Below are 26,825 nucleotides of genomic sequence, written 5' to 3'. Positions count from 1 at the left end.
TCGGCACGGTATTCGGCCGGATGCTATTCGGTGAGGTCGCCCGACTCGATCAGCGCTTTGTCGTAGGCTGGAATCGGAACTTTTAACGCATCTCGGAGGATTTCCGCTGCGAGGTCGGGACGGTTGCCGAAGAGCATGGCGAGTGCTTCGTGTTCGAGTGACGGCATGGCCGGAAATTTAGGCTGGGATTGCCATCCTCGCAAATTGATCAGTCGCGAAACGCGCTATTTCGGAATCGTCTTGGCCAAATCCGTTATATTGCGTGTATCTCGACGCGGTTGTCGTGGAAGACGGCGCCGCCGCCCATGTCGGAGTCGCGCTCGTCGATGGTCGCGTTGACCGTCGCGCCGCCGTTGAACTTCGCCCAGTGCCCCTTCGACGTCGCCGCCACTCCGGGCCGTACGCGGTCGGACACCTGGGCGACGGCCTCGAACGAACCGCGGGCGTTCGACACCCGGATGCGCGCTCCGTCGGTTATGCCGCGTGCGGCGGCGTCGTCCGGGTGCACGGTGACCGTCGGGGCGCCCGACCGCCGTCGCAGTTCCGGGTTGTTGCCGAACGTCGTGTTGAGGAAGTGGTGCGACGCCGCGGAGATGAGGACGAGCCCGTCGCCGGGATCGGCGGGCGGGGTGTAGCCGGGCAGCGGGTCGAGCCCGACGCGCGTCGCGCGTGTCGAGTAGAACTCCAGCCGGCCCGACGTCGTCGGGAACCCGTCGGCGAACGGCAGGAACGGCCGGGCGACGTTCAGCCGGGCGAACCCCTGCTTGCGCAGCGTCTCCACGGTGATCCCGGCGAGCGACGGGTGCGGGAAGTCGATGAGCTGCCGCGCGAGGTCCTCGTCGGAGTCGTACAGGCTCGGCTCGGTCAGGTCCATCCGGCGCGCGAGGCGGCGGAACGTCTCCGAGGTGGACAGGCACTCGCCCGGCGGCGCGACCGCGGGCTCGTTCCACACCAGGTACAGGTGGCCGTACCCGGCGATCACGTCCAGGTGCTCGGTCTGCATCGTGGCGGGCAGCACGATGTCGGCGTAGTCGGTCGTGTCGGTCGGGAAGTGCTCCAGCACGACGGTGAACAGGTCCTCGCGGGCGAGACCCCGGCGCACCTTGGTCTGGTGCGGGTTGCTGCCGACCGGGTTCGCGGCGATGACGAACAGCGCCTTGACCGGCGGGCCGTCCACGTCGAGCAGGCCCTCACCGAGCCGCGTCATCGACAGGGTCCGGACCGGGTGCGGCAGCAGATCGATCCGCACCAGCCCCGGGAGGTTCAGCTTGAAGTGCCCGCTCGTCGAGTAGCACAGGCCGCCGCCGGGCAGCGCCCAGTCGCCGGTCACGCCCGGCAGGCAGGCGAGCGTGCGCAGCGCCATGCCGCCGCCCGCGTGCCGCTGCATGCCCTGCGTGGCGCGGATCGCGGTGGGGCGGGTCCGGGCGATCCGCTCGGCGAGCGCGACGATCCGCTCCTCCGGCAGGCCGGTGATCTCCGCGACGCGGTCCGGCGGGAACTCCTCGATCCGCGCCCGGAACTCCTCCCACCCGAGCGTGTGCCGGTCGATGAACTCCTGGTCGTGCGCCCCCATCCGTACGATCACGTGCATCAGCCCGAGGGCCAGGGCCGCGTCCGTGCCGGGCAGCGGGGCCAGGTGCTCGTCGGCCTGCGCCGCCGAGCGGGTGCGCACCGGGTCGATCGCGACGACGTACGCGCCGTCGCGTCGGGCGTCCTGGATGAACTTCCACACGTGGTGGCCGCTGGTCAGCGGGTTGGTGCCCCACAGCAGGATCAGCTTCGAGCGGGCGAAGTCCTCCGGGTCCATGCCGCCGGCCGTGCCCAGGGTGTACTTCAGACCTCTGCTGCCCGCGATGGAGCAGATCGTCGGGTCATGGATCGACGCGCCGAGTACGTTGAAGAACCGGCGGCCGGCGAACCCTTCGAGGCCCTGGATGTAGCCGAGGGACCCGGTGCCGTGGAACGGCCAGATCGCCTGCCCGCCGTACGTCTCCCGGATCTCACCGAGCCTCGAGGCGATCTCGTCGAGGGCCTCGTCCCAGCTGATCCGCTCGAACCGGCCCTCGCCCTTGCGCCCGACACGGCGTAGCGGATGCAGGATCCGGTCCTCGGCGCGGGTCTGCTCGAGGTACCGGTTGACCTTGACGCAGAGCGCCCCGCGGGTCACCGGGTGGGCCGGATTGCCGCGCATGCCCACGGCCTCGCCGTCCTCGACGCTCACCACCCAGGAGCACGCGTCCGGGCAGTCCAGCGGGCACGCGCCCCAGACCTTGTTCAAACCTCTCCCTCGAAGTGCTCGGCCAGATAGGCCTCGACGTCGGCGCCGTCGGCGTTCTTGAGGACATTCTCCAGCCAGGCACGCCGCTCGAAGTCGGTGACCGCGAGCTCCCGTACGGATCCGATGGCGGGCGTCGGGTGCGGCCGCATGGCGCCGAGGCGGTTCGGCAGCGCGGAGAAGATGCGCTGGTGGACCTCGTTCTCCCCGGCCCACCAGTGGTAGAGGACGAAGGCGTAGTCGACGGCGTCGTGGACGATGACGAAGCCGACGCCGTACCGGTCGATGTCGTACGGGTCGTCGCCGCCGCTGTGCGCCCCCGGGCTCGGCAGCGCTGTGGGGACCAGCAGCTCGGCGGTCCTCACCACCTCGGGCCTGGGGCCCTCGCCGTCCGCGGCGATGCCGTAGAACTTCAGCCGCCAGCCGGCCGACTCGTGCAGCTTCAGGAAGCCGATCGGCCGGGGTCGATGGGCGCCGGTCCTGGTGATCGTGGTCTCGGTCACGGCTCCTCCTGGGGCAGGTGCTCGACATCAGTTATACCTGTCAGGAGTGTTCGGATAAGACGTCCATTACCCGGTCAGCCACTAGGCTTGGGCGTCATGAAGAGCGTTGAACCCGAGGTCTACCTGGTCGCACGTCCCGAGTTCGACTACGACGAGGTGGCGCGCTACCTCGCCGAGGTCGGGGGCGAGAGCTGGCTGGAGCGACTCGACCGCGGTGATCTCGACGCGGAGCTGAACGACCCGGAGAACCTCGCGGAGTTCGCCGGACGGCTGTGCTACCGCTCCTGGGAGCCCGGCCTGAACCCGAACGTCACGCGGGTCCGCACCGACCAGGCGGCGTACCTGGAGAACATCCTCCGGAGCCTGCACGGCTCGGTGCTGGAGCACGTCAGCTTCTCCTTCGTCCTGCACAACGTCAGCAGGGTGCTCACCCATGAGCTCGCCAGACATCGGCCCGGCGTGGCCATCTCGCAGGAGTCGCTGCGCTACGTAAGGCTCCAGGAGATCCCGTTCTGGTTCCCCGAGTGGGCGCGGGCCGACGCCGAGCTGATGAAGCGCGCCACGGCCGTCCTCGACCAGCTGGAGGAGTTCCAGGGGTGGATGACCGGGCACTTCGGTCTCGACGACGAGGGCGTGCCGTTCAAGGAGAAGAAGCACAAGACCAGCTTCATGCGCCGCTTCGCCCCGGAGGGCGTCGGCACGGGTCTCGTCTGGACGGCGAACGTCCGTACGATCCGGCACGTGATCGAGGCCCGTACGGCGGCGGGCGCCGAAGAGGAGATCCGCCTGGTCTTCGGCAAGGTGGCGGAGCTCATGCGCAAGGAGGCGCCGTCCCTGTTCGGCGACTACACCGTCGAGGACGGCGCCTGGGTCCCCCAGTGGCGCAAGGTCTGAGCAGGTAGGTCAGCCGGTCAGGACGGCCTGGGTCTGGGTCGTCTGGGCGACGCGGCGGCCTTCGGTGTCGTACAGGTCGGTCTGCACGACGATGGTCGTCCGGCCCGTGTGCAGCGGCCGGGCCACGGCTCGTACCTCGCCGCTCCGCACGCCACGGAAGAACCGCGTGCTCGTTTCGACCGTGGTGGTGTTCGCGCCCGGCGGGAGGTTGAGGAAGGCACAGGCGGCGCCGACGCTGTCGGCGAGCGTGATGAGGGCGCCGCCGTGCATGGCACCGCCGGCGGTGCAGCGCTCCGGCGCCCAGGGGAGCCGGCCGGTGACCTCCTCGGCGGACGCCGACTCGATCACCAGACCGGTGGTCCCGGCGAACGGCATGGCGGCCAGGAGCTCGTCAGGAGAGATCATGACGACAGTCTGCCGACGGCGGTAGCGATGTCCATTACCCGCCTGGTAATCGACGGTCGGCTGCCGCCGCGATCGCGACCCGGCAGGGTGATCGGCCGTCAGCCGGCGGCGAGGTCGAGGGCGACGGCGGCGCTCCAGGATTGGGGCCTGCTGCCCAGCGGGTGCGCCGTGAACGGGTCGTAGTACTCCGCGAAGACGCCGTCGGTGAGCTGATAGAGAGCCGCCTCGCGGAGCCGTTCCGCCGCGTCGTGCTCCCCGGAGCGCTCCAGGCCCCAGATGATCAGCAGGTTCATCGGCGGCCACTGCGGGCCGCGCCAGTACCGCGCGGCGTCGAACTCGGGCGCCTCCGGGCTGGTGCTCGGGGGCAGGGGATAGGCGAGGTCCGGGTTCCCACACCAGGCGGGGGAGAGCAGCAGGTCCACCAGGCGGCGCCGGTGCTCCGGATCCAGCCCGCCGGACAGGAGCGGCGCGAACCCGGCGATGGTCTTCGTGCGCAGGGCCGTGTCCGTGCGCAGGTCGACGTCGGCGGCGAACCCGTCGTCGTCGGTCGTGCCGAGCACGCCGCGTCGGAACCGCTCGGCGTATCCGCGCAGCTCGTCGACGGCTCCCAGGCCGAGCTCCTCGGCGACCTGCGCGAGATCCTCGTTCGCGACCGCGAAGATCGCGCTGGCGAACACGTCGGCGACCCGGAAGCTGAGGGACTTGCGGGCGAGTTCGTCGTCGTAGCGCGCCTGCCGGAGCTCTTCGATCAGCCACTGGTACTTGACGTAGTCCGCGTCGGTCGGGCGCTGCGACTGCTCGCCCAGGGCCGCCAGGTCGGAGCGGCGGAACGGCCGGAACCCCGGATCGGGGACGACGTCGGCGTAGGGGGTGTCCCAGCGGGGGGAGTTGTCCATCCCGCTCTCCCCGCCGTGGTAGATCATCAGCAGTCCCCGGCCGTCCGCGTCGCGGTGGTCCGCCAGGTAGCGGTGCCAGGTGAGCAGCTTCGGCCACAGGATGCGGATCCGGGCGATGACGTCGCGCCGCCCGGCGGCGTCGGTGTTCCGCACCGCGTCGAGGATGCGGCGCAGGGCGAGCGCGTGGACCGGCGGCTGGATCAGCCCGCTGGTCGCGGCGTGGTCCGGCGCGTGGGGTGAGGTCTCCTTCGACGCCCACCGGTCCGGGCCCGGCTCGTACAGCGGTGCGTTGGCGGAGAAGACGATGTGCGGGACCATGCCGTTGCGCCACTGCGCGGCGAACAGCGTCTCGAGCTCGGTCAGCGCGCGGCTCGCCGACATCCGCGCCAGGCCGATGGCGATGAAGGCGGCGTCCCAGCTCCACATGTGCGGGTAGAGCCGGGGTGCCGCGACGGTGTGGAGTCCCCGGTCGTTGCCGCGCAGCACCTCCGCCGCCCGTTCGGCGACCTCGGCGCGGCTCAGCCGGTTCACCACCCAGAGCCGATGGCGTTCGTGTCCCGGTCTCTCGCTGTCCGTCATCTCGCTTATCTCCGCACCAGGGAACTTTGTCCGGCATGATGGCAACTTCGTCCATGATCATAGACATAGTCGCCTACGTCGATCCTGCGCCGTCGCTCGGGGCATGACAAGTGGCGGCTCTGTAACCGCTGTGTAACTTTCGTAATCGACCGGAAACGTCGGCCCGGTCAGGCGCGCAGAGACTCCGCGGCGGCGATCCGGGCATCGACGACCTCGGGGGAGAAGACCCGGTCGATGACCATGGACGCCGCGCCGACCACGCCGGCGCGCGAACCCAGGTGCCCCTCGCCGATCTGCAGCCCGCGCGTCGAGCGGTACTGCACTCCCCGGAACACGGTCTCGCGGATCTCTCCCACCAGGTGCTCCCCGGCGCCCGCCAGCGACCCGGAGATGATCAGGGAACCGGGGTTCACCACGCTCACGACCACCGCCAGGACCTCCCCGAGCGCCCGCCCGGCCTCCCGCGTCAGCCGCACCGCCTCCGGGTGGCCGGCCAGCGCCAGCCGGGCGACGTCGGAGGAGTCGCGGACCGACGGGTCGTACGCGGCCAGTTCGCGCGCCAGCGCCGCGCCGCTCGCCACCGCGGCGAGACAGCCGTGGCGCCCGCAGGAGCACACCGCGTCGTCTCGGCCCGGCACCCGGACGTGTCCGATCTCGCCCGCCGCGCCGCCGACGCCGCGCAGCACGCGGCCGTCCTCCACGATCCCGGCGCCGATGCCGGTCGCCACCTTGACGAGAAGGACCGGCGGCGCGTCAGGGCCCGCGGCGGTGTACTCGCCGAGCGCCATGACATTGGCGTCGTTGTCCAGCATGACCGGACCGGGGAACTCGGCGGCGATCGCGGCCGGAATGTCGTACCGCTCCCACCCCGGGGCGATCGGGGTCTGGACCGTGCGGCCGGTGCGCACGTCCACCGGGCTCGGCAGGCCGACGCCCACGCCGCACACCTCGGCGACGGACCGGCCGCAGTCGGCGAGAAGATCCCGGAACCGGGCCGTCACCCAGGCGAGGGCCTTCTCCGGCCCCTCGGAGCTGAGCATGCGGCCGGTGGTCTCGCCGAGCGCCCGGCCGGCGAGGTCCGTCACCGCGACCCGGCCGTGCGTCGCCCCCAGATCCGCGGCGAGAACCACGGCGGACCCTTCGTTGATCTCCAGGAGACTGGGGCGGCGGCCTCCGGTCGAGGCGTCGACGCCGCCCTCGCGCACGTAACCGGCGCTCACCAACTGGTCCACGCGCTGCGCGACCGTGGAGCGGGCCAGACCGGTCAGCTCCATGAGATCGCGGCGGGTGCGCGCCGCACCGGACCTGATGAACCGCAGGAGGTGCCCGGCCGAGGGCGCGCTGACGTTCGGCATGCCGTCGACTCCTCCCCTCGGCGGCGCGCGCCGGGCCCGGGCGAGTCACATCACCGCGGGCGAGATGCGCCGTACCCGGATTTTCCCACGAGCCGCCCACCCGCCGCGTCGCCCGGGTCCCGCGGTGGCGGCGACGATCCGCGGGCCTGCAGCATCGTCGACCCACCACGCCGGTCGGGTCTCGCCGTGGTAGCGACGATCTGCCGCGCCGGTCCGGTCCGGGGCCCGCCGACGATCCGTCGGCCTGCCGCGTCGTCGACCCACCGCGCCGGTCGGGTCTCGCGGTCCGCCGCCGGGGGTCGCGTCATCGTGTCGACTACCTCACAGGTAATCGCCGGAAGGCGGCCGCGCCGGATAGCGTCTGATCATCATGGTCACCGCCACACTCACGCGACCCGTCGGCGATCTGCTGCGCGACTGGCGTCGCCGCCGCCGGCTCAGTCAGCTGGAGCTCGCCCTCGAGGCCGACGTCTCCACCCGCCACCTCAGCTTCGTCGAGACGGGGCGCTCGCATCCCAGCCGGGAGATGGTCCTGCGCCTGGCCGAGCGCCTCGAAGTGCCGCTGCGCGAGCGCAACGACCTGCTCATCGCGGCGGGGTACGCGCCCGTGTACGCGCAGCGCTCGATCGACGCCCCGGAGATGGGCCCGGCGCGTCAAGCCCTCGTCCGGGTCCTCGACGGGCACGAGCCGTACCCCGCGATCGTGGTGGACCGGTTCTGGAACCTGGTGATGGCCAACAACGCCGCCATGCTGTTCCTGGAGGACGTGCCCGAGGAACTGGTCCGGCCGCCGGTCAACATCCACCGGCTCGCCCTGCACCCGAAGGGGTTGTCGGCCCGCGTGGTCAACCTGCCCGAGGTGCGGGCGCATCTGGTCGCCCGGATGGCCCGCCAGGTGTCGCTCACCGGCGACCCGGATCTCGCCGCGCTGCACGAGGAGACGAAGGCCTACGGTCCCGACGTCGACGAGGACGCCGCCCACGAGCCCGCGCACGACATCGCCCTGCCCACGATGCTCCGGTACGGCGACCGGGTGCTGAGCTTCTTCAGCACGGTGACGACGTTCGGCGCGGCGGCCGACGTCACCCTCGCCGAGCTCGCCATCGAGGCGTTCTTCCCGGCGGACGACGAGACGGCGGCGGTGCTGCGCGAGCGCGCCGAGTCGGGCGCGTAGACCGCCGACGTCGGCGGGCTCGGCGTCGTCGCTGGGCTCGCGGTCGGCGTCGGAGTCGGCGCGCTTGGGAGAGTCGGCGGGTTCGCGGTCAGCGGTGTCGGGCGCGTGGACCGGCGGCGCGGGTCAGTGGCCCGGCGCGTAGACCGGCGATGTCGACGGGCTCGCCGTCGGCATCGGCGGGCGCTCGCGAGTCAGCGATGTCGAGCAGGTGGGCCGGCGACTCGCGGTCGGCGCTGGTGGGCTCCCGGTCAGCGGTCCGGTGCGTCGTAGTGGATCCGCTCGGCCGGGACGCCCAGCTCCTGCAGGTTCGTCACGGTGCGCGAGACCATGCCGGCCGGTCCGGCAACGTACACGTCGTGGCCCGACCGGTCCTGGAAACGGCCGAGGACGTCCGACACGAGCCCTCGTACGCCGTCGAACTCGGGGTCCTCCGAGACGACGGGCACCACCGTGAGCCGCGTGTGCCGCTCGGCGAGCGCCCGGAGCGCGGGCAGGTCGTACAGCTCGGCCGGGGTGCGGGCGCCGACGACCAGCCGGACCTCGCGCTCTCCCGCGGGCCGGAGCGCCTCCTCCGCGAGGGCCTTCAGCGGGCCGAGCCCGGTGCCGCCCGCCACGCACAGGATGTCGCGATCGGACTCGGTGTCGAGCACCATCGAACCCGCCGCCCGCCCGAGCAGGAGCGCGTCACCCACCGCGGTGTGGCGGACGAGCGCCCCGCTGACCCAGCCGGCCGGGAGCGCCCGCACATGGAAGCGCAGCAGCCCGTCGTCACCCGGGGCGTTGGCGATCGAGTACGGCCGCCAGACCCGGGGCCAGCGGGCGGCCTGAACGGTGACGTACTGCCCCGCGCGGTATGGCAGCGGCTGGCTCGGCCGTACGGTGAGCACCGCGATGTCCGGGGCGCGCCGCTCGTGCTCGACGACCTCCCCGATCCACCAGGGCGGCGTGTGCTCGGCGTCCTCCTCGGCCGCCTGGATCATGATCGCGGTCGCCGTCGCGAACATCGCCGTCCAGGCCGCCTCCATCTCCTCCGTCCACGCCTCGCGCACGTACGCGCGGAACGTCGCCAGCATCGCCCGGCCCATCGCCTCGTAGTGCGCGGGGCTGATGCCGTACTTGCGATGATCCCGCCCGAGCCGGGACAGGAAGCCGGTGAATGTGTCCGGGCTGTCGAGGCTCCCGCTGATCTGGGAGAGGGCGCGGAACATCCGTTCTCGCTGTCCGGCCATGCCCGGCGGAAAAAGCGCGCGAAGCCGTGGGTTCTCCGCGAAGAGCCGTCCGTAAAAATATGAAATGCTCTTTTCTGCGTACGGCTCGATGAGGGCGTAGATTTCCTTGATCACCTCAGGTTTCAGCGACTCCACGGATTTCACGGCCTGTTCCCGTCACTCGTTACCACGCGCCCCCGTACAGCGAGTTTCGCATCTCACCAGGGAGAACATCAACCTCTTGGAGAGGGCCAATTCCGAGATGTACGAACAGTAATCGAATGCGGATTACGTGTAATCGGAGAGTGATTGCCAGTGAATCACGCATACCGATCGGTATGAAATCGACTAGGCCATACGCCTGGCTGCATACGGGGAGGGTTAGAAGAAATATCTACGGGTTTGAAGAAATCTCTACTTCTGATCTCCCCTGAGTACGGAAGGATGTTCCCCGCGACTCCCCATGCCCGGCCGTACGCGGTCGGGCGTCGAGGAGTCGGGCAGGCTGGGCGCGCCACGCGTCACGAGCGGCCGTCCACCGGCTCCGTCATGCGCCATGATGACCCAGAGCAACAACGACATCGCCGCAGGCGTTCGGGAGGAGGCCCCGGGATGGCAGGGGCGACGTACGGCACGGGGCCCGCGCTCATCGGAATCACCACCGACCTGGAGCCCGCGCGCTGGAGCGACTGGGTACGCGAGGCGGCGCTGCTGCCCGTGTCGTACCTTCGCGCGCTGGAACGCGTACGGGCCGTCCCCGTGCTCGTCCCGCCGTCCACCCGCGCCGCCGTCTCGGTACACGTCGAACGCCTCGACGGCCTCGTCATCGCGGGCGGCGCCGACCTCGACCCCGGCCTCTACGGCGAGGGACGGCACGAGCGGACCGGCGCGCCGCAGCCGCAACGCGACCGGTTCGAACTCGCCCTGCTGCGCACCGCCATCGAGAGCGACCTGCCCTTCCTCGCGATCGGGCGCGGCATGCAGGCGCTCAACGTCCTCCAAGGAGGAAGCCTGGTCCAGCACCTGCCCGACGTCGTCGGCGGAGACGCTCACGCCCCGGCCTCCGGCCGAGTGGGCGCCCACCGCGTCCAGATCGGCTCCTCCAGCATCCTGGGCCGGATCCTCGGCGAGCAGGTTGAGGTGCCGACACGCCATCACCAGGCCGTCAAGCGCCTCGGCAAGGGGCTCGTCGCCGTCGCCTGGACCGAGGACCAGGTCGTCGAGGCGGTGGAGTTGCAGGGGCACCGGTTCGGCGTCGGCGTGCAGTGGCATCCCGAGGAGAGCGACGACCCCCGCCTCTTCGAGGCGTTCGTGCACGCCGCGACCGAAGGCCGCCTCTGAGCCCTCCGCTCGGCGAACCACCGGCTGAAGCGGGAGGGCCCGGTGCCCGGCCCGGCCGGACGCGACGGCTTTCGATCTTCCCGATAGGCTCGGGCCAGCCTGACGCGGAGGTCGGACCGATGAGCTATGAGGCGTACGAGCGGCTACGGATCGACTGGGCGCGCGAGGGCGTGCTCCGGGTGACGATCAGCGCCCCCGAACGGCTCAACGCCGTCGACGCGACCGGCCATCGCGAACTCGCCCAGATCTGGCGCGACGCCGACGCCGACGACGAGGTGCGCGCCATCGTCGTGCGAGGAGCGGGCACCGCCTTCTCCGCGGGCGGCGACCTCGCCATGATCGAGGACATGATGGCGGACTACGAGGTCCGTTCCCGGGTCCTGCGCGAGGCCCGCGACATCGTCTACAACGTCCTCAACTGCGGCAAACCGATCGTGAGCGCGATCCAGGGACCCGCCGTCGGCGCGGGCCTGGCCGTCGCCCTGCTCGCCGACATCTCGGTCGCGGGCCGCACCGCGAAGATCATCGACGGCCACACGCGCCTCGGCGTGGCAGCCGGCGACCACGCCGCCGTCGTCTGGCCGCTGCTGTGCGGCATGGCCAAGGCCAAGTACCACCTCCTGCTCTGCGAGCCGCTCACCGGTGAGGAGGCCGAGCGCATCGGCCTCGTCAGTCTCTGCGTCGACGACGACGCCGTCCACGAGAAGTCCCTGGAGATCGCCGGACGGCTCGCCGACGGGGCCGCCCAGGCGATCGGGTTCACGAAGTACGCCCTGAACAACTGGCTGCGCATGGCCGGTCCCGCGTTCGACGCGTCGCTGGCCCTGGAGTTCTACGGTTTCGGCGGCCCCGACCTGCGCGAGGGCGTCCGCGCCCTGCGCGAGAAACGCCCGCCGCGCTTCAGCTAGGCGCGGGCAGGCTCAGGTAGCGGGCGACGAGCCGCGCCAGGCGCTCGGCGACGACCTCGGCCGGATCCGTCGGCAGCATGACGTGACTCATCGTCAGGCGGATGACCGCGTCGGCGAGCTCGGTCACCTCCGCCGCGTCGAGCTGCGGCCACTGGCGTACGGCATGGCTGACGATGCGCTCCCGCGCGGCGAACAGCACCGGCTCCGCGCGCGTGGTCATCAGGGGGAGCAGGTCCTCGCTGCCCTCACCGGTCAGCGTCGCCTTCTTCAACGGGTCGTCGGCGGCGGTCCGCAGCGTGTACGACACCGCGGCCGCGACCGCCGAGTACAGGTCGGCATGGTCGGACAGCGCCGTGTCGACGCCGTCGAGATACCGCTCGTTCTCCCGCAGGGTCAGCGCCTGAGCCAGCCCCCACTTGTCGCCGAACTCGTTGTACACCGTCTGCCGGCTGACCCCCACCGCGTCCGCGACGTCCTGCATCCGGACCCGCCGGAACCCGCGCTCGATGATCAATCTGGCGGCAGCGTCGAGCAGGTCTTCGCGGAGCCGACGGGGTTGCTGCATGCCTCCAGACTCTCAGAGACGACAGCGCGCGAACATCCTTGTCATCCGAGCGGCGGTCTGATGCGTCCTTCTTGGTGTCGGCAAGAACGAGGAGATGGACGTCATGAAGGTGTGGCCCCCGGGCAAGCATGACCGCCCGGTGTCCCGCGCGGTCACCACGCACGAGCCGCGCCGCCACGGAACCGACCTCGCCGACTGGGACATCCGCGAGGAGAAGCTGCTGGTGGAGGCCAAGTTCGGCGGCGACATGGAGCTCTATCGCGCCTGGCGCGACCGCCTGTGGAGTGAGATGCACGATGCCGTGCACCATTCCCGGCCGGTACGGAAGACCAGCGATGACGAGGAATATGTCGTAATGAAAGCCTTCGGCGGCGACTGGGCGCAGTACCGTGTCTGTCGTGACCGGCTCCGCGAGGAGCTATGGCAGATCATGAAGGTCACCGATCGGCGCTGAGCGCCCCATGGACCGCCGCGCGGCCGGGGTCATCCCCCCGATCCCCGGCCGCGCGGCCCTGACCAGCAAAAACATCGGAATAGGGCAAAGCCCAGATCTCCGGTGAGGCAGTCTTCCTCTTGCACGTGTCGAATTCGGACTCCTTCACGAGTCAACCTCCTCTCGTCGCCACGTTCGGCGTGGGGGGAATCTAGGCAGCGTGCAAGCACCCGCGGACTGGCCTGTGCGGCCACAAAGGGGGCTCCAGCGGCCAGCCCGTTGACCGGCCTGGCACGGCGCGGGCCGGTGGACCTTGCCGCTCGGCTGGTGGTGAGCCGGTCTCCTGAGGCACCGCCCGGGCCATCCGCTCCTGGCCGCCAGGGTCCTCCGTGTGGCCGTCGGTGTCCTCCGTCGTGCCGGTCCGTATTCCTTCGCGCACGCCGGCCCGTCCACGGTCCGTGACAGGAAGAGGGCCCCCATGACCGCATCCGTCGGAGCGACGGCTCCGCCTCGGTCCGTGAGAAGTGGCCCGCTCGCCGGAGCCCGTCGCGTCACGGCCACCGTGTTCGCCGCCCAGGGCGTGGCGGTGGCCGCCGTGTCCACCACCGCGCCCGCCGTGGAGAGTCATCTGGGGCTGTCGTCCCTGGCGATGACCGCGCTCACGATCGTCCTGACGCTGGCCGCGGGCGCCGGCAGTTTCGCGGGCCTGGCCGCCGTGCGCCGCTCGGGTCCCGTCGCCGTCATGCGCGCGGCGGTGCTGACCGCGGCCGCGGCCCTGCTGTCCGTGGCGTGGGCACCTGGCCGGCTCGCCGCCTCGGCGGCCTATGTTCTCTTCGGGTTGGCCCTGGGCGCCATCGACGTGTCCGTCAACACCCGCGCGGCCACCGTCGAACGCCACTACGGGCGCAGCATCCTCTCCTCCTTCTACGCCGCCTGGAGCGCCGCGGGCGTGGCGGCCGCGCTGCTGACGGCGGGCGTCTCCCGGCTGGGCTGGCCGGTCGAGTACGTCCTGACCGCGCACGCCGCGCTCGTGGCCCTCCTGGCGCTGACCGTCCGGCCCCATGTCCTCCCGCCCGCACTCTCCTCGTCCGGCGACAGTCCGGCGGCCGCTCAGGAGGTCCTGGGCCGGCGGGTGTGGGCGCGGCTGGTCCCCTTCGGTGTCGTTCTCCTCGTCGCCTACGTCGTCGACTCCACGGTCTCGGCATGGTCGACCGCCTACCTTCACCAGACCCTCGCCGCGTCCCTGGCGGCCGCGCCGCTCGCATACGCGGCCTACCAGGCGGGCACGGTGACCGGCCGGGCGAGCGCCGACCGCATGGTCCGCCGGGTCGGGCCGGTGGCGGTGGTCCGCGGTGCCACCCTGCTCGCGGCCGCCGCCCTGGCCGGTCTGGCAGCGGCCCCGAGCTGGCCGTACGCGGTCGTCGCGGCATGCTGCGCGGGCCTGGGGACCGCTGCTCTCACCCCGTTGTGCGTCGCCTCCGCCGGCCGGCTGCGGCCCGGCGCCCCCGAGACGGTGCTGGCCCGGCTCAACGTCTTCAACTACGTCGGCGTTCTCGTCGGAGCCGGCGCGAGCGGAGGCCTGGGGGCGACGGGCCACTTCCGGATCGCCTACGCGGTACCCGCCGTCCTCGCCCTGATCCTGGTGACCACGGCACGCTTCTTCCAGCACGGCGGCAAGCCCCCCGCCGTTCCTGCCCCCGGATATGTCCCGCCTGGCGCAACAGCACCGAGGTCACCGAGACCGTTGGCAGGAAGCACTGTTACTCAACTGCAGGTCTGAGGCCCCAGGACTCAGGCCATCGCCCTCCGTCACCACTCCACAGACTCACGGTGCCGTCGCCGCCGAGAAGGTGATCATCTTTCCACGATAGGCCCCATCAGCATCGGGCGGCCGAGCATGTCCGGCGTGAACGGCACCCCGGTGACCTTCGCCGCCAGGGCGAAGCCCCTTGGTACGGCGGTGTCGTAGTTGTCCTCCCAGGCGGCGTCCCACGCGGCCTCATTCTCCGGCTTGTCCAGCCCCATGCCCAGCTCCAGCATGAACCCGTTGAGCCGGTCAGGGTCGGAGCCGTAACGCTCGTACGGGTGCCGCAGCCGGTAGCCGGTGATGATCGTGCCATCGATCGCGTACTCGAAGCTGTGCTCGGCGGCGTAGTCGTGCCGGGTGACCGCCAGCACCTCGCAACCCCGTGACAGCTTGGTCACCACCTCGTGGAGCGTGACCATCCAGCCGTAGGGCTCAATGGCCACGCACCACTCGCCGGCCTGGAAGACGCCTACGTAGCCGCCGCCATCCCCGCCTGCGGTCTCGTTGACGAACTCGTCGGCCTTCTCGTTGAGTTCGCCGAAGTCCGACTCTTGGCCGGAGTCCTCGCCGCAACTGAAGCGGCGCACCACCTCCGCCGGGTCGAGCCCGTGGAAGAAGGCCACGCTGAAGATCACGTCCAGTGGGCCGCCACCCTCGTTCTCGGGCACGTTGAGCCACTGGAACGGGGCCAAGAGGCCGGTTGTCGCCATGCGGGCCATGGTGACAGGCCGTGCCGACAATCAGCCAAGATCGACCAGCCTTCGGGCCGACGTGGACGGCGTTCTTCCGCCGACAAGACCGCGCTTGCCGTCACCGTCGCATGCCACCGGACACCCTCTAGGCCCCTCGCCGTCCCAAAGGCAGCGCGGCGAGGGGCACGGTGCGGTTCAGTACAGGTGGACCGGGAGCGAGGCGGGTCCGCTCGTGGTGAACGAGGTGTACATCACCTCGGACGGGTCGACGGCCATGCGTAGCTTCGGGAAGCGCTGGTACAGCGCGGACAGGCCGATCCTGCCTTCCAGGCGGGCGAGCGGCGCGCCGACACAGAAGTGCGGCCCGTGCCCGAAGGCCAGGTGGGCCCTGTGGGTGCGGGTGATGTCGAACCGGTCGGCGTCAGCGCCGTGCTGGGCCGAGTCGGTGCCGGACAGGGACAGCAGCAACGGGGCGCCGGCGGGGAGTTCCACGCCGGCCAGCGTGGTGTCCTGGGTGGTGAACCGGAAGACGGCCATCGGCACGGAGGGGTAGCGGCGCAGTGTCTCCTCGACGACCTGTTCCCATAGGCCGTCCCGGATGGCGAGGTCGCGCTGGTCGGGGTGCAGTGACAGCGCCACGATGGCGTTGTCGAGCAGGTGCATCGTGGTCTCGTGCCCGGCGATCACGAACAGGAAGAGCATGCCGGCGAGTTCGTCGTCGGAGAGGGTGACCTCGCCGTCCTGCTGCACCTTGATCAGCATTGAGGTGAGGTCGTCCTGCAGGTCGGCGCGTCGGCGTTCGGCGAACCGGGCGAGGTAGCCGAGCATCGCCAGCTGTGCCTCGACCGACTGGTCGCCGGCGTTGATCACCGATTGGGTCCAGGCCCGGAGCGGTGCCCGGTCCTCCTCCGGGATGCCGAACAACTCGCAGATCACCTTGATCGGCAGGGCCTCGCCGAAGGCCGGGACCAGGTCCACGCCGTCCCCGGCCGCGGTCAGATCGTCGATGAGCGCGGCGGTGATCTCCTCGATGCGGGGTGCCAGAGCCGTCACCCTGGACGGGGTGAACGCCTTGTTCACCATCGTGCGCAGCCGCCGGTGGTCGAGGCCGTCCGCCGTCGCCATGTGGTCGGCCTCGATGAACGGCCGGAACGGCCAGTCCGCCGGGATGCTGCCGTCGTGCAGCGCGGGGTAGTTGCGGGCGTTGCGCGCGTACACCTTGTCGTTGGCCAGGACCTCGTGCGCCGCGGCATGTGTGGTCACCGCCCACACGCCGACGCCGCCGCTGAGCTCGATCGGCACGACGGGCCCGATGTCACGGAGCCGCGCCTGAGTGTCGTAGATGTGCTCTGTCGGTACCGGGATCCGCTGCGGGGTCACGTGTTTCTCCTGGGGGAAGGCATGGAACGTTCCGACCTCACGAACTGATCATCGTGGATCAACGCGCGGAATGCGAGCCGTCGGCTGAGTCCGCGATGTGGGAGGTGTAACGATGCGATCTGGCCGGGAGCGGGGACCGCCGTGGCGTTCGAATCGGCGAAGGTGGACGGCCTGGAATCCAGGAATCGACCTGCACCTTCTCGTCACTGGAGCGATTGAGTGGAGGTCGCCGGGTGCTGGTCCCCGCCGCGTTCCGCGGAGGCGATCCGGTCGGCGAGTATCCGGGGGGCGTGGGCGAGGACCATGCCGGCGGCACCGCGTACCTCGGCTTGGTCACCGAGTTCGCCCGGCACGACGGTGACGTTGTCCGCGGCGGGTGCCAGGGCGTAACGCCGGATCGCCCGTTCCAGCGGCGCGAGGAGCCTCGGGCCGGCGGCCGCCAGATCACCGCCGACGACGATCAACTCGGGATTGAGCAGGGTGACGAGGTCGGCCAGGGCGATGCCGATGTGGTCGGCGGCGTCCTCCAGCGCACGGATCGCCCCCCGGTCGCCCTCCTCGATCAGGCGCAGGAGATCGGGGACGGTGACGCGGCGGCCGCGGCTCTCCTCCAGGAGCTTGGCGATGGCGGCCGGGCCGGCCACGGTCTCCAGACATCCACGGTTCCCGCATCGGCACATGTCGCCGCGGGGGTCGGACAGGAGATGACCGACTTCACCGGCGAGGCCGCCCGCGCCGGTCAGCGGCCGGCCGCCGCTGACGATTCCAGCGCCGATGCCGGTGGAGAGCCTGATGTACACCATGTCGGACGTGCCACGCCCGGCGCCGTAGAGCCGTTCGGCGAGGGCGCCGGCGTCGGCGTCGTTGGCGAGCCGAGCCGTCAGCCCCGTTCGCTCTTCCAGCTCACGGCCCGGCCGCAGACCCATCCAACCGGACTTGATGCCGTGCGCCTCCAGTCCGCCGTCGGTGGCGCGGACCGGAGCGGCGATATCGACGCCCAGCCCCAGGACGTCGCCGACGGCGATGTTCTTCTCGCGGATCGCCTGATGGATCAGGTCCGCGGTGAGGTCGAGGGTCTCGTGCGGTGCCCGGTCGGTGTCGTTGGCCACGACGGTGTCCCAGATCGGGTCTCCGTTGAGATCACATACGGCGACACGGACGTGCTGATGGCCGATGTCGGCCGCGACCGCGTAGGCGGCGGAGGCGTTGACCGTCAAGGGCTGTGCCGGCCGGCCGGTCGGCCGGCCCCGTGACGCCGACGTGTCCGGGGCTTCCCTGATCAGACCGGCGGCCAGCAGGTCCGCGACGATCGAGGAGACCGTCGCCCGGGACAGTCCGGTGAGTCTGGTGAGCTCCGCACGACTTGATCGACCGACGTGATGAAGCGCCTCGAGGACCCGAAGCCGCCCAACCTCGCGGAGGTTCAGCGGAGTATCGATCACTGGCTCCTCGGCTTCGACATGTCCGCCCTCACGTTAGCAGGCATAGTCGGCGAAACTAGGTCCCAGAACGTCGGCTAAGTCTTGAATTAAGGTGCAAAACCGGAGGAATTCCCCTGGGTCGCCGGACGCCCGTCATGGGCGCCCGGCGACCCGCGCGGGTCGGTTCCGTGGCCCGGTCGCCGCCGGAGCGGGCGGCCGCCGACGGTTACGGCGGGCAGGGCCGCGACCGCGTCGCGCCGGCCGTCATGACACGACGAGGTCGAACTGCTCCCACTGGCCGATCGATGTGCGGTTCGCGATCAGCGCCGAGGCCCCCGCGTTCTCCGCGGTGACGTACATGCTGTTGGCCAGTGCGAGCAGGCTGACGGTGCCGCCCGCGTTGCGGATCAGGCGGAATGTCTCCCATTGACCGACCGCCGTGCGATCGGCGATCAGCGGTGAGGCCCCCGCGTTGTCGGCGGAGACGTACTGGTTGTCGGCGTGGGCGCGCAGCGCGATGTTGCCGCCGCCCGCGTCGACCACGTCGAACTGCTCCCATGGGCCGATCGCCGTGCGGTTCGCGATCAGCGCGGAGGCGCCCGCGTTCTCCGCGGTGACGTAGTCGTTGTCGGCGCGGGAGCGCAGGCTGATGACCTTCAGGGTGCCGCCGGTGACGACGGGCTGGGTGGGCCGGGTGGCGGTGAGGGCGATCTGGCCCTTGAGCATCCGGCCGCCGTCGCCGGTGAGCCGCAGGTAATAGTCCGACGAGCAGGCCATGCCGTCCTCGTCCAGCGCCCGCAGGCCGGATCCCGACGGGACCATGGAGGCGTTCTCGGCGGTCTTGGCGATCTGGTTGCCCTCGCCGTACTCGTCGAACATGGAGATGTAGATGCCCTGCACCCCCGCCCGGACCATGTTGTAGAACTGCCGCCACATGAAGTCGCCGTGCGTGCGCTGCTGCGGTATCGACACGTCGCCGGGCAGCACGCACGGCTGGTAGTCGATGCCGTGGGCGTTGCAGTACGCCTGGTCGGGCACGGTGTAGGTGTTGTAGGCGTTGTCGGATTCGGCGGCGCTGCTGATCGCGCCGACCATCCAGGGGCTGACCATGTTCATCGCCAGGTAGACGTCGTCGTACCCCGGGCGGCCACCGCTGCCGCCGACGTGCCACTCGCGCGGCACCCCGCCGATGACGTAACAGCCCTGGCCCTTGAACCAGTTGACGACGTCGAGGCAGGCCGACGCGCTCCAGGGATGGTTGCCATCGCTGAAGCCGAAGCCCCAGATGCACACGACCGGCTTGCCGTTCTGGCGCGCGTACGCGGACGAGGCCGTGTACGCGGACATCTTGGTCGTCCAGTCGGTTTTGATCTCCGACTGCATGCTCGTCCATCCCGTGACGTCGTACATGATGTAGAACTTCACGCCGTGCGACTCGGCGGCGCTCCGCACCTTCTGCGCCATCGCGTCGCGCGTCGCGCCCTCGCCGCCGTTGGGGTTGAACCGCTGCAGGGCGGCGGTGTCGCAGCCGTACTGCTTCATCCACGCGAAGTGGGTGTCGACGGTCTGCTGGTCGTAGGAGGAGAAGAGGGTGGCGGCCCCGCCGCCGTTCATGTCGGCGTACGCGGTGGGGTACGCATTGGCGTACTCCCGCATGTCGGGCCACGCCTTGATGGCGTTGTTGGTCGGTGAGGGCGCCTGTTCCCATTTCTGGCTCCAGTGCCACCAGCCGTTGATCGGGGCCCCGTCGCCCGCGCAGGCGAACCACCCCTGGTAGCCGACGGTGATCTTGCCGACCACGTCGCCGGGCGCGCTGGCGGCGGCGGCAGGTCTCGCCTCGATCCCGAGCGCGGCCAGGCCGAGAGCGGCCGACCCGCCGGCGGCGAAGCCGCGGATGAAGGTGCGGCGTGACAGTTCCATGGTGGCTCCGTTCAGGTCACATGTCGTCGGGGCAGAGGTGGAGGGCGAGGACGTTGCCGCCGGTGACGGCGACGTGGACCCGCCCGATGGTGCCGGTGTCACCGCCGTTGGCCAGGCGGAAGTCGCTCCCGGCGTTCTCGCGGTTGCCGAACGCCGCGTCGTCGACGGTGAACGTCGCGGTCTTCCACGTGTCGGTGCCGGTCTTGGCGACCGGGGCGGTCTGCTGGTAGGCGCCGTCCGTGGAGTCGTACTGCAGGCTCCAGTTGCCGGTGCCGTGGTCGTAGTAGTCGATCGTCACCGTCGCCGTGTAGTGGCCGCCGGGGACGATGGTGTTGTCGACGTCGAAGTACTCGTAGGGTGAGCCGTCCGTCGTGGAGCGCCCGGAGCGGCCGCCGACGGTGACCGGCGTGGTGTGGCCGTCGCCGTTGTCGCGCAGCCGCAGCCCGCACTCGGTGTCGGTGCTGCCGAGCGTGTCGCAGGCGGTCGCGGCGGCGTCGGCCGCCGGTACGGTCACCACGACCGCGCCGCCCGGCAACGTCGTCCCGCCGGCGGCCCGGAAGGTCACCTTGACCGGGTGGTAGCCCGACGCCGTGCCGCGGGCGACGGCGATCGTCACGGGTACGTGGGCGCTGCCGGCGCGGGTGAGGTCCAACGTGCCCGACGACGGGGTCACGCTCACCCCGGCGACGTCGGAGGCGGCGGTCCAACCGACCTTGCCGGCGTGTCCGGCGAGCGTGGAGGCGCCGACGGTGGCCGGCAGGCTCGTGCCGCCGCGGGTCACCTGGGTGCCGGTCGGGGTGATGTAGCCGACCGCCGGCACCTCATGGGCCCGGTAGGACGGAGGCGCGGCCTTGTCGCCGGTGGCCCAGTGGGTGTCGGGCCGGGTGGACAGGCCGATGTCCAGGGCGCCGCCGCGTGTGGCGAACGACGCGGGCAGGCCGGTGGACTCATGCGGCCGGCCGTTCAGCCGCATGCCGGTGACGTACGGCGCGTCGTCGGCGGCCTGCGGCGCGCTGATGGTGATCTTCCGGCCGGTGCCCAGGCTGATCACGGCGCGTTTCACCAGCGGGCTGTTCAGCGCCAGGGCCGGGGTGCCGGGGGTGGCCGGCATCATGCCGAGCGCCGCCCACACGTACACCGACGACAGCGCGCCGAGGTCGTCGTTGCCGGGGAGTCCGTCCGGCGCGGTCGTGAACAACTCGGTCTCGATGCGCCGGGTGACCTCCTGGGTCTTCCACGGCTGCCCGACGTAGTCGTACACCCAGGGCGCGGCGGTGTCGATCTCGTTGCCGGCCCAGTCGTACGGGTCGTTGCCGCCGACGTTCAGCCTGCTGAAGAAGTCGTCCAGCCGCGGGATCACCTTGTCCCTGCCGCCCATCGCGGTGACGAGACCGGCGAAGTCCTGCGGGACCAGCCAGTTGTACTGCGCCGCGTTGCCTTCGTCGTAGCCGTCCTGGCCGAAGACGCCGGCGGGCGGTTTCTGGAAGCCGGGACCGGCCGGGAAGGCGCCGTAGTCGTCGCGCGGCCGCAGGTAGCCGGTGCTCGGGTCGAAGATGTTCTGCCAGTTCTGGCCGCGCCTGGCGTATTCGGTGGCGGTCGCGTCGTCCCCGATCGCCTCGGCGAGCCGGGAGATGGCGAAGTCGTCGATCGCCCACTCGAGGGTCTCCGAGGCGCCCTGCAACCCGTGGTCGCCCTGGGAGGTGGCGTTGTTGGGCGCGTAGCCGAGCCGGACGTAGTCCTCCACGCCCGGCCGTTCCACCCAGCCCCAGCCGACCTTCTGCGACCGGGTCGCGGCCTTCTTCATGATGGGCAACGCGCCGGCGATGTCGACGCCGCGGGCACCGAACGCGACGTACTGGGCGAAGAGCGGCACCCCGTTGTCGCCGTTCATCACGTTGCCGGTCATGTTCTGCGCCGGCCACTTCGGCCACCAGCCGCCCTGCTGCCGCGCGTCGCGCAGCAGCGAGTTCGCCATGTCTCCGGCGCGGTCGGGGTACAGCATGGCCTGCAGCGGCGCCAGCGACCGGTAGATGTCCCAGTCGGAGAACATCTCGTACTGCGCGTGCCCGGCGGGCACCCGGTGGACGACGTCGTCGAAGCCGATGTAGCGGCCGTCCACGTCGTTGAACACGCTCGGGGCCTGGAAACACCGGTACAGCGACGTGTAGAAGACGGTCAGCTCGTCGGCGGACGCCCCTCCGACGGCGACCTTGCGCAGCAGGGTGCGCCACGCCTTGCGCGTGTCGGCCTGCACCCGCGCGGCGTTCCAGCCGGGGATCTCGGCCGCCGCGTTCTTCGCCGCGCCGTCGGTGCTCACGTACGACAGGCCGATCTTGGCGGTCACCGTGCTGTCGGCGGAGGTGTCGAAGGTCAGGTACGCGCCCGAACCCGAGCCGGTGGCGCTCGACGAGCCGGGCGTGACCGTGCCGCCCTGCCAGGTGCCGTGCGCGGTGAACGGCCGGTTGAACGCGATGTCGAAGTACACCGTGTACCGGTGGTTGCTGCACAGCCCGTGCGCCGTGGCGGTCCCGGCCAGTTCGTGGTCGTTCACGACCTTGGCGTCGGCGGCCAGATCGCCGCCGAGGCTGGTGCCCGACTTGACCAGCACCTGAGCCTGGCTGCCGGCCGGATAGCGGAAGGTGGCGATCCCCGTCCGCTCGGTGGCGCCCAGCTCGACCTGGACGTTCGAGTCGGTCAGTCGCACCGAGTACGAACCGGGCGCCGCGTGCTCATCGCCGTGCGAGAAGTGCTCGGTACGGCCGGCCGGGGCGGTCCCGATCGCGCCGGTCACCGGCAGGATCGGGATGTCGCCGAACGACGAGCAGCCACCTGAGAAGTGCGTGAGGCTGAAGCCCTTGACGGCGTCGTCGGCGTACGCGTAGCCGGTCGGTCCCGACGGCGTGTCGGGACTGAACTGCACCATCCCGAACGGTGCCGTCACACCCGGGAAGGTGTTCTCCCAGTCGACGCCCTTCTCGGTGCCGATGAACGGATTGACGTAATCGGTCGGATCGGACACCAGCGTGGCCGGTGCCGCTTGCGCGGGTGCGGGGGCGACCGCGGACGGGGCGCCCAGCACGCACGCCGCCAGTCCCATCGCCACGATCCCGAGCCGTCGCCATCTGCCGCTTCGTGGACGCACCACGAGCCTCCCTGGTCTTCGGCCGCGTCACTCGCCGGGCGCGAAGTACGCAAGAGCGGAGTGCGCGAAGAAAGGACAACGTTGTCATCGCGCGGTCGCCGAGCTGCGGTGACCGCGGCGGGAAGGGTGAGGGCCGGGCGGTCGGCGGTACCGCCGACCGCCCGGCCTCGTGACCGCTATCCGTCGGTCGCGACGGCGAATACGTGCATGGCGGTGGTGCCGCCTCCGCCCTGGCTCACGAAGGGCAGGGTGACGTACTGCACCTTCTTGCCCGCCTGCAGCTTGACGGTGGACATGTAGAGGTGGACGGTCTGGTTCTGCTTCCCCGACTGGTTGTTGATGTAGGGGAAGGTGGCGACCGTGTCCCCACCGCTCGCCCACCAGTCGGGGAAGCTGATCGAATACGGCTGGGTGGTGCCGTCGGTGTAGGTGATCAGCCCGCTGCCCGAGGCGGTGCCGTTGTTCGCCAGCCCCAGGAACGCGAGCTGGGACCCCGATCCCGAGAAGTCGAACGCCTGCCCGCTTCCGAGGACGTTCTCCGGCTTGCCCGCCGGGACGTCCGGCCAGGTGAAGGTGAACCCGCCGTGGGTGACCTTGCCACCCGGCGTGATGCCCTCGGCGGCGAGTGCCTGGGCCGACAGGCTGAGGCCGCCACCGTCGAGGTTGCCCTCCGACGGCCGGGCGTCATCGCTGATGGCGGTGTTGTTGTAGGCCGCGGCCAAGGACGCGAAGGGGATCGCGACATTGGTCGTCGCGTCGCCGCTGCCCTGGCCGCCCTGTGCCGTGTAGGCGACCTTCGCCTGGAGGTCGTAGCCGTTGCGCGGCGCGCCGGCCGGGACCTTGACGGCCCAGGTCGTCTTCACCGTCTGGCCGGCGGCGACCTGGGTGAACGAGGCCGGGGAGGTGGCGCTCGCGGTCCAGCCGTTCGGCGTGGTGAGCGTCATCGTCACGCCGCTCAGCGCGTTCGGGCCGGAGTTCGTGAACGTGGTCGTGGCGCTCAGGGTGTCGCCGGGTTCGACGGTCGAGGGCGCGGTCACCGAGAAGGGGTACTTCGCCGTGATGACGGCCGAGCCGGTGACCCCGCCCACCTTCGCGGTGAGGGTCGTGACGCCGGAGCCGACCACCTTGACGTGCCCGCTGGAGTCGACCGTGGCCACGTGCGGGTCGCTGCTGCCGTAGTGGACCTTCGCGTGGGCGAGGTCGACGAAGGACTGGTCGTTGTTGACGGCCTCGACGATGCGGTCGGCGGTCACGTTGAGGTTGCGCTGCTCCTTGCTGTGGTCGGTGTCGTCCTTGATCCACTGGTTCTTGCCGGTCAGGTCGATGGTGTCGCCGACCTTGTACTCGACCGCCTCGGGCTGCACGGTGACGTACTGGACCTTCGGGGTGATCCGCCCGGTGACCCGCACCGAGGGCGCGGCGGCGATGCCGGCCGAGTCGGCCCCGACCTGGAACCGATAGGTGCCGTTCGGTACGAACGACCGCATCGCCTTGGCGTCCCAGACGGCCAGGTCGGCGGCGTTGACCGTGAGGGAGACATGCTCGGTGGCGCCGGGCTTCAGCACCGCGGTCTTCTTGAAGCCCACGAGCCGTTTCTTGGGCAGCTCGACGCCCGCGACGGTGAAGGGGGTCGCGGCGTACAGCTGGGCGACCGTGGCGCCGGCGACATGGCCGGTGTTCTCGACGTCGAACCGGACGGTGACCTTACCGTTCGCGGTCACCGAGCCGGTGGTCGCCCGGATGTGGGAGTAGGCGAAGCCGGTGTAGCTCTTGCCGTAGCCGAAGGGGTAGGTGGGGGTCCCGGTGAAGTACCGGTACGTGCGGCCGATCCCATTCGTGCTCGCCGAGGTGATGTTGTAGTTGGACATGGCGGGGAGCTGGGAGTCGTCCTTGTACCAGGTGAAGTTCAGGTGCCCGCTGGGGTTCTGCCTGCCCGTCAGCACGTCGGCCAGCGCGGTGCCCTGGCTCTCGCCGTTGAATCCGCTGAAGACGATCGCGGGGAACTTCGCCTGGACATCGTCGATCTTCACCGGGCCGCCCGTCTGCATCACCAGGGCCATCTTGGCGTTGCCCAGCGCGGTGGTCTGGTCGATCAACGAGTGGTAGTTGCCGGGGATCGCGAGCGTGGTCCGGTCCTTGCCCTCATCGGCGACGCCATGGTCCGTGCCGATGAACACGATGACCAGGTCGGCGCTCTTGATGTCCGCCTTCGTCTGGTCGCTGAGCTCCGCGGGCGTGGTGGCCGTGGTCGACGTCTTGGCGTCGTCGAAGACGATCGAGGCGTCCGGGCTGGCGGCCTTGACCGCCTCGGTGATGCCCTTGACCGAGCTGACCTGCAGCGTCGGCTCACCGGAGTAGTTGCCCAGGTTCACCGTGTTCGCCTGGTCGCCGAGGATCACGACCTTCTTCAGCTTCGACGCGTTCAGTGGCAGGAGGGGGTTCTTCGTCCCCGGCACGTCGTCGTTCTTGAGCAGCACGAGCGAGTTGTCGGCGACCTTCCTGGCCAAAGCCTGGTGCGCGGGGCTCTGGATGACGTCCTTGGTGATCTTGGTGTACTTCACCCGGTCCGGCGGGTCGAACTCGCCGGTCTCCATCCGGACGGTGAACAGGTGCACCAGCGCGGTGTCCACGACACCCTCGCTCAGCGCACCGACCTCGATCGCGTCCCGGATGTTCTGCGTGGTGGCCTCATCGCCGGTGCAGTTGACGTCGGTGCCGGCGCGCAGCGCGTACGCCTGCCCGCCCGCCTGGCCGGACAACTTCGCTCCGGTCGCGGTGTTGGTCCAGGTGGGGTTGCCCTGGTGGTCGGTGGTCCAGCCGGGCGGCGCCCAGTCGTGCCCGCCCGCCGGGAGACGCCAGGTGGTGCCGACCGCGCCGCAGTCGGAGGTGATGTAGCCGCCGAACCCGTAGGTGCGCTTGGCGAGCTGGTCCACCGTGTAGGTGTCGGCGACCGCCGGGGTGCCGTTGATGGCGTTGTACGAGGTCATCAGCCCGGACACGTGATCCTTCTCGATCAGGTCACGGAACTGGGCGGTGTAGTACTCCCGCAGCGTCCGGTCGTCGGTGTCGGAGCTGATCCCCGTACGGTCGTGCTCGGTGTTGTTCAGCGCGTAGTGCTTGGCGGTGGCGGCGACCTTCAGGTAGCCGGTGCTGGGCTTTCCGCTTTCGTTCTGGCCCTGATAGCCGTTGACGAACGCGCCGGCCATCCGCCCGGCGAAGTAGGGGTCCTCGCCGAACGCCTCGTCGGTCCGGCCCCAGCGCGGGTCGCGGTCCAGGTTGACGGTCGGCGCCCAGTACGTCAGCGAGCCGTAGCCGTTCTTGTCCGGGCCGATGTTGTTCTGCCCGACGCCCCACAGGGACTTGTCCAGGAAGCCGCGCGCCTCATCGGAGATCGCCGTGGTCTCGTCGTAGATCAGCTTGGGATCCCACGACATCGAGGAGGCGAAGTTGGTGGGAAAGCTGGTGGCGTGCACCCCACCCGAGGCCGAGCCGTGGTCGGTGTTCGCCCCGAGCGTGTTGACTCCGTGCTGACCCTCGTTCCAGTAGGTGTACTGCTGGACGCCGAGCCGCGGGATGGCCGGTGCGCTGTTGGTGTGCAGCTGGGCGGCCTTCTCGTCCAGCGTCATCCGCGAGACCAGGTCCGCGGCCCGTTCTTCGAAGGAGTAACGGGTGTTCAGGTAGATCGGTCGGGTGTCCGCCCGCGCAGCCGGCGCCGAGACACCGGCGAGGCCGATCGCGCAGGCGAATGAGCAGAGTGCGGCGAGGAAGGAGCCCCGCCTGGGGGAATGGCGTCCTGCCATCTGGTGACTCCTGATCATGGAGGTGACGGAGTGGAACCATGCGCCGTTGCCGGTGGCGCTACCGTCCTCCCTTCGCGGATCAAGCCCCGATCGGACCGGATCGGCTCCCGCGGACGTACACAAAGTG

At 70.5% G+C, this 26,825-nt stretch carries 20 protein-coding genes; 6 read left to right on the top strand and 14 right to left on the bottom strand.

Going from position 1 to position 26,825, the window contains the following annotated elements; translation table 11 throughout:
* Positions 1-23 precede the first annotated feature (23 nt).
* The 3 genes from ABEA24_RS10250 to ABEA24_RS10240 form a co-directional block, all read right to left on the bottom strand.
* The gene (locus ABEA24_RS10250; RefSeq protein WP_345430445.1) at positions 24-167 is read right to left on the bottom strand and encodes a hypothetical protein; all 144 of its coding nucleotides are present in this window, start codon (positions 165-167) and stop codon (positions 24-26) included.
* Positions 168-253: 86 nt separating this feature from the next.
* Positions 254-2,278 carry a molybdopterin-containing oxidoreductase family protein gene (locus tag ABEA24_RS10245; RefSeq protein ID WP_345430444.1) on the bottom strand — a complete coding sequence of 675 codons (2,025 nt, stop codon included), beginning with the start codon at positions 2,276-2,278 and terminating at the stop codon, positions 254-256.
* On the bottom strand, positions 2,275-2,778 hold the full coding sequence (locus ABEA24_RS10240) for a hypothetical protein (protein WP_345430443.1): 504 nt from the start codon (positions 2,776-2,778) through the stop codon (positions 2,275-2,277). Before ABEA24_RS10240 ends, ABEA24_RS10245 begins: the two co-directional genes overlap by 4 nt.
* Before the next feature lie 96 nt (positions 2,779-2,874).
* On the opposite strand from ABEA24_RS10240, the gene thyX reads away from it, so the two are divergent.
* Entirely contained in the window at positions 2,875-3,672 is a 798-nt protein-coding gene (thyX, locus tag ABEA24_RS10235) for an FAD-dependent thymidylate synthase (protein WP_345430442.1), read from the top strand.
* 9 nt (positions 3,673-3,681) lie between these two features.
* Here the strand turns inward: thyX and ABEA24_RS10230 are convergent, their stop codons facing one another.
* The 3 genes from ABEA24_RS10230 to ABEA24_RS10220 form a co-directional block, all read right to left on the bottom strand.
* Positions 3,682-4,077 (bottom strand): PaaI family thioesterase, encoded by a 396-nt coding sequence (locus ABEA24_RS10230; RefSeq protein WP_345430441.1) that lies wholly within the window; start codon positions 4,075-4,077, stop codon positions 3,682-3,684.
* A 98-nt stretch (positions 4,078-4,175) separates the two neighbouring features.
* On the bottom strand, positions 4,176-5,552 hold the full coding sequence (ggh, locus tag ABEA24_RS10225; protein WP_345430440.1) for a glucosylglycerate hydrolase: 1,377 nt from the start codon (positions 5,550-5,552) through the stop codon (positions 4,176-4,178).
* Between the two features lie 167 nt (positions 5,553-5,719).
* Complete coding sequence (locus ABEA24_RS10220; RefSeq protein WP_345430439.1) at positions 5,720-6,907, bottom strand: ROK family transcriptional regulator; 1,188 nt, start codon at positions 6,905-6,907, stop codon at positions 5,720-5,722.
* Between the two features lie 370 nt (positions 6,908-7,277).
* On the opposite strand from ABEA24_RS10220, the gene ABEA24_RS10215 reads away from it, so the two are divergent.
* Positions 7,278-8,081: an MmyB family transcriptional regulator gene (locus ABEA24_RS10215; protein WP_345430438.1), complete on the top strand. Its 804-nt coding sequence runs from the start codon at positions 7,278-7,280 to the stop codon at positions 8,079-8,081.
* Between the two features lie 248 nt (positions 8,082-8,329).
* Here the strand turns inward: ABEA24_RS10215 and ABEA24_RS10210 are convergent, their stop codons facing one another.
* Positions 8,330-9,424 (bottom strand): globin domain-containing protein, encoded by a 1,095-nt coding sequence (locus ABEA24_RS10210; protein ID WP_345430637.1) that lies wholly within the window; start codon positions 9,422-9,424, stop codon positions 8,330-8,332.
* Positions 9,425-9,901: 477 nt separating this feature from the next.
* Between ABEA24_RS10210 and ABEA24_RS10205 the strand changes: the two genes are divergently transcribed.
* Together ABEA24_RS10205 and ABEA24_RS10200 are read left to right on the top strand one after the other, a co-directional pair.
* Positions 9,902-10,630, top strand: coding sequence for a gamma-glutamyl-gamma-aminobutyrate hydrolase family protein (locus ABEA24_RS10205; protein WP_345430437.1), 729 nt, complete (start codon positions 9,902-9,904; stop codon positions 10,628-10,630).
* 119 nt (positions 10,631-10,749) lie between these two features.
* On the top strand, positions 10,750-11,538 hold the full coding sequence (locus ABEA24_RS10200; RefSeq protein ID WP_345430436.1) for an enoyl-CoA hydratase/isomerase family protein: 789 nt from the start codon (positions 10,750-10,752) through the stop codon (positions 11,536-11,538).
* Here ABEA24_RS10200 and ABEA24_RS10195 read toward each other — a convergent pair.
* Positions 11,531-12,103, bottom strand: a complete 573-nt coding sequence (locus ABEA24_RS10195; protein WP_345430435.1) for a TetR/AcrR family transcriptional regulator — start codon at positions 12,101-12,103, stop codon at positions 11,531-11,533. The two genes, ABEA24_RS10200 and ABEA24_RS10195, sit on opposite strands and share 8 nt — an antisense overlap.
* 103 nt (positions 12,104-12,206) lie before the next feature.
* On the opposite strand from ABEA24_RS10195, the gene ABEA24_RS10190 reads away from it, so the two are divergent.
* Together ABEA24_RS10190 and ABEA24_RS10185 are read left to right on the top strand one after the other, a co-directional pair.
* A complete protein-coding gene (locus ABEA24_RS10190) occupies positions 12,207-12,557 on the top strand; it encodes a hypothetical protein (RefSeq protein WP_345430434.1) in 351 nt (116 codons plus the stop codon).
* A 496-nt stretch (positions 12,558-13,053) separates the two neighbouring features.
* Positions 13,054-14,316 carry an MFS transporter gene (locus tag ABEA24_RS10185; RefSeq protein ID WP_345430433.1) on the top strand — a complete coding sequence of 421 codons (1,263 nt, stop codon included), beginning with the start codon at positions 13,054-13,056 and terminating at the stop codon, positions 14,314-14,316.
* 74 nt (positions 14,317-14,390) lie between these two features.
* Here ABEA24_RS10185 and ABEA24_RS10180 read toward each other — a convergent pair whose 3' ends face one another.
* From ABEA24_RS10180 to ABEA24_RS10155, 6 genes are all read right to left on the bottom strand, one after another.
* Complete coding sequence (locus tag ABEA24_RS10180; protein WP_345430432.1) at positions 14,391-15,053, bottom strand: DUF6461 domain-containing protein; 663 nt, start codon at positions 15,051-15,053, stop codon at positions 14,391-14,393.
* Between the two features lie 177 nt (positions 15,054-15,230).
* Positions 15,231-16,415, bottom strand: coding sequence for a cytochrome P450 family protein (locus tag ABEA24_RS10175; protein WP_345430430.1), 1,185 nt, complete (start codon positions 16,413-16,415; stop codon positions 15,231-15,233).
* Positions 16,416-16,618: 203 nt separating this feature from the next.
* Entirely contained in the window at positions 16,619-17,857 is a 1,239-nt protein-coding gene (locus ABEA24_RS10170) for an ROK family transcriptional regulator (RefSeq protein WP_345430429.1), read from the bottom strand.
* Between the two features lie 243 nt (positions 17,858-18,100).
* Positions 18,101-19,756, bottom strand: a complete 1,656-nt coding sequence (locus tag ABEA24_RS10165) for a hypothetical protein (RefSeq protein ID WP_345430428.1) — start codon at positions 19,754-19,756, stop codon at positions 18,101-18,103.
* A gap of 16 nt (positions 19,757-19,772) precedes the next feature.
* The gene (locus tag ABEA24_RS10160; protein WP_345430427.1) at positions 19,773-22,901 is read right to left on the bottom strand and encodes a GH92 family glycosyl hydrolase; all 3,129 of its coding nucleotides are present in this window, start codon (positions 22,899-22,901) and stop codon (positions 19,773-19,775) included.
* Between the two features lie 173 nt (positions 22,902-23,074).
* The gene (locus ABEA24_RS10155) at positions 23,075-26,698 is read right to left on the bottom strand and encodes a glycoside hydrolase family 3 C-terminal domain-containing protein (RefSeq protein ID WP_345430426.1); all 3,624 of its coding nucleotides are present in this window, start codon (positions 26,696-26,698) and stop codon (positions 23,075-23,077) included.
* Positions 26,699-26,825: the final 127 nt, after the last annotated feature.

Origin of the sequence: Actinoallomurus vinaceus, from assembly GCF_039542055.1 — a bacterium.
Classification (GTDB): Bacteria; Actinomycetota; Actinomycetes; order Streptosporangiales; family Streptosporangiaceae; genus Actinoallomurus; species Actinoallomurus vinaceus.
This window is presented reverse-complemented; position numbering and strand designations above follow the sequence as displayed.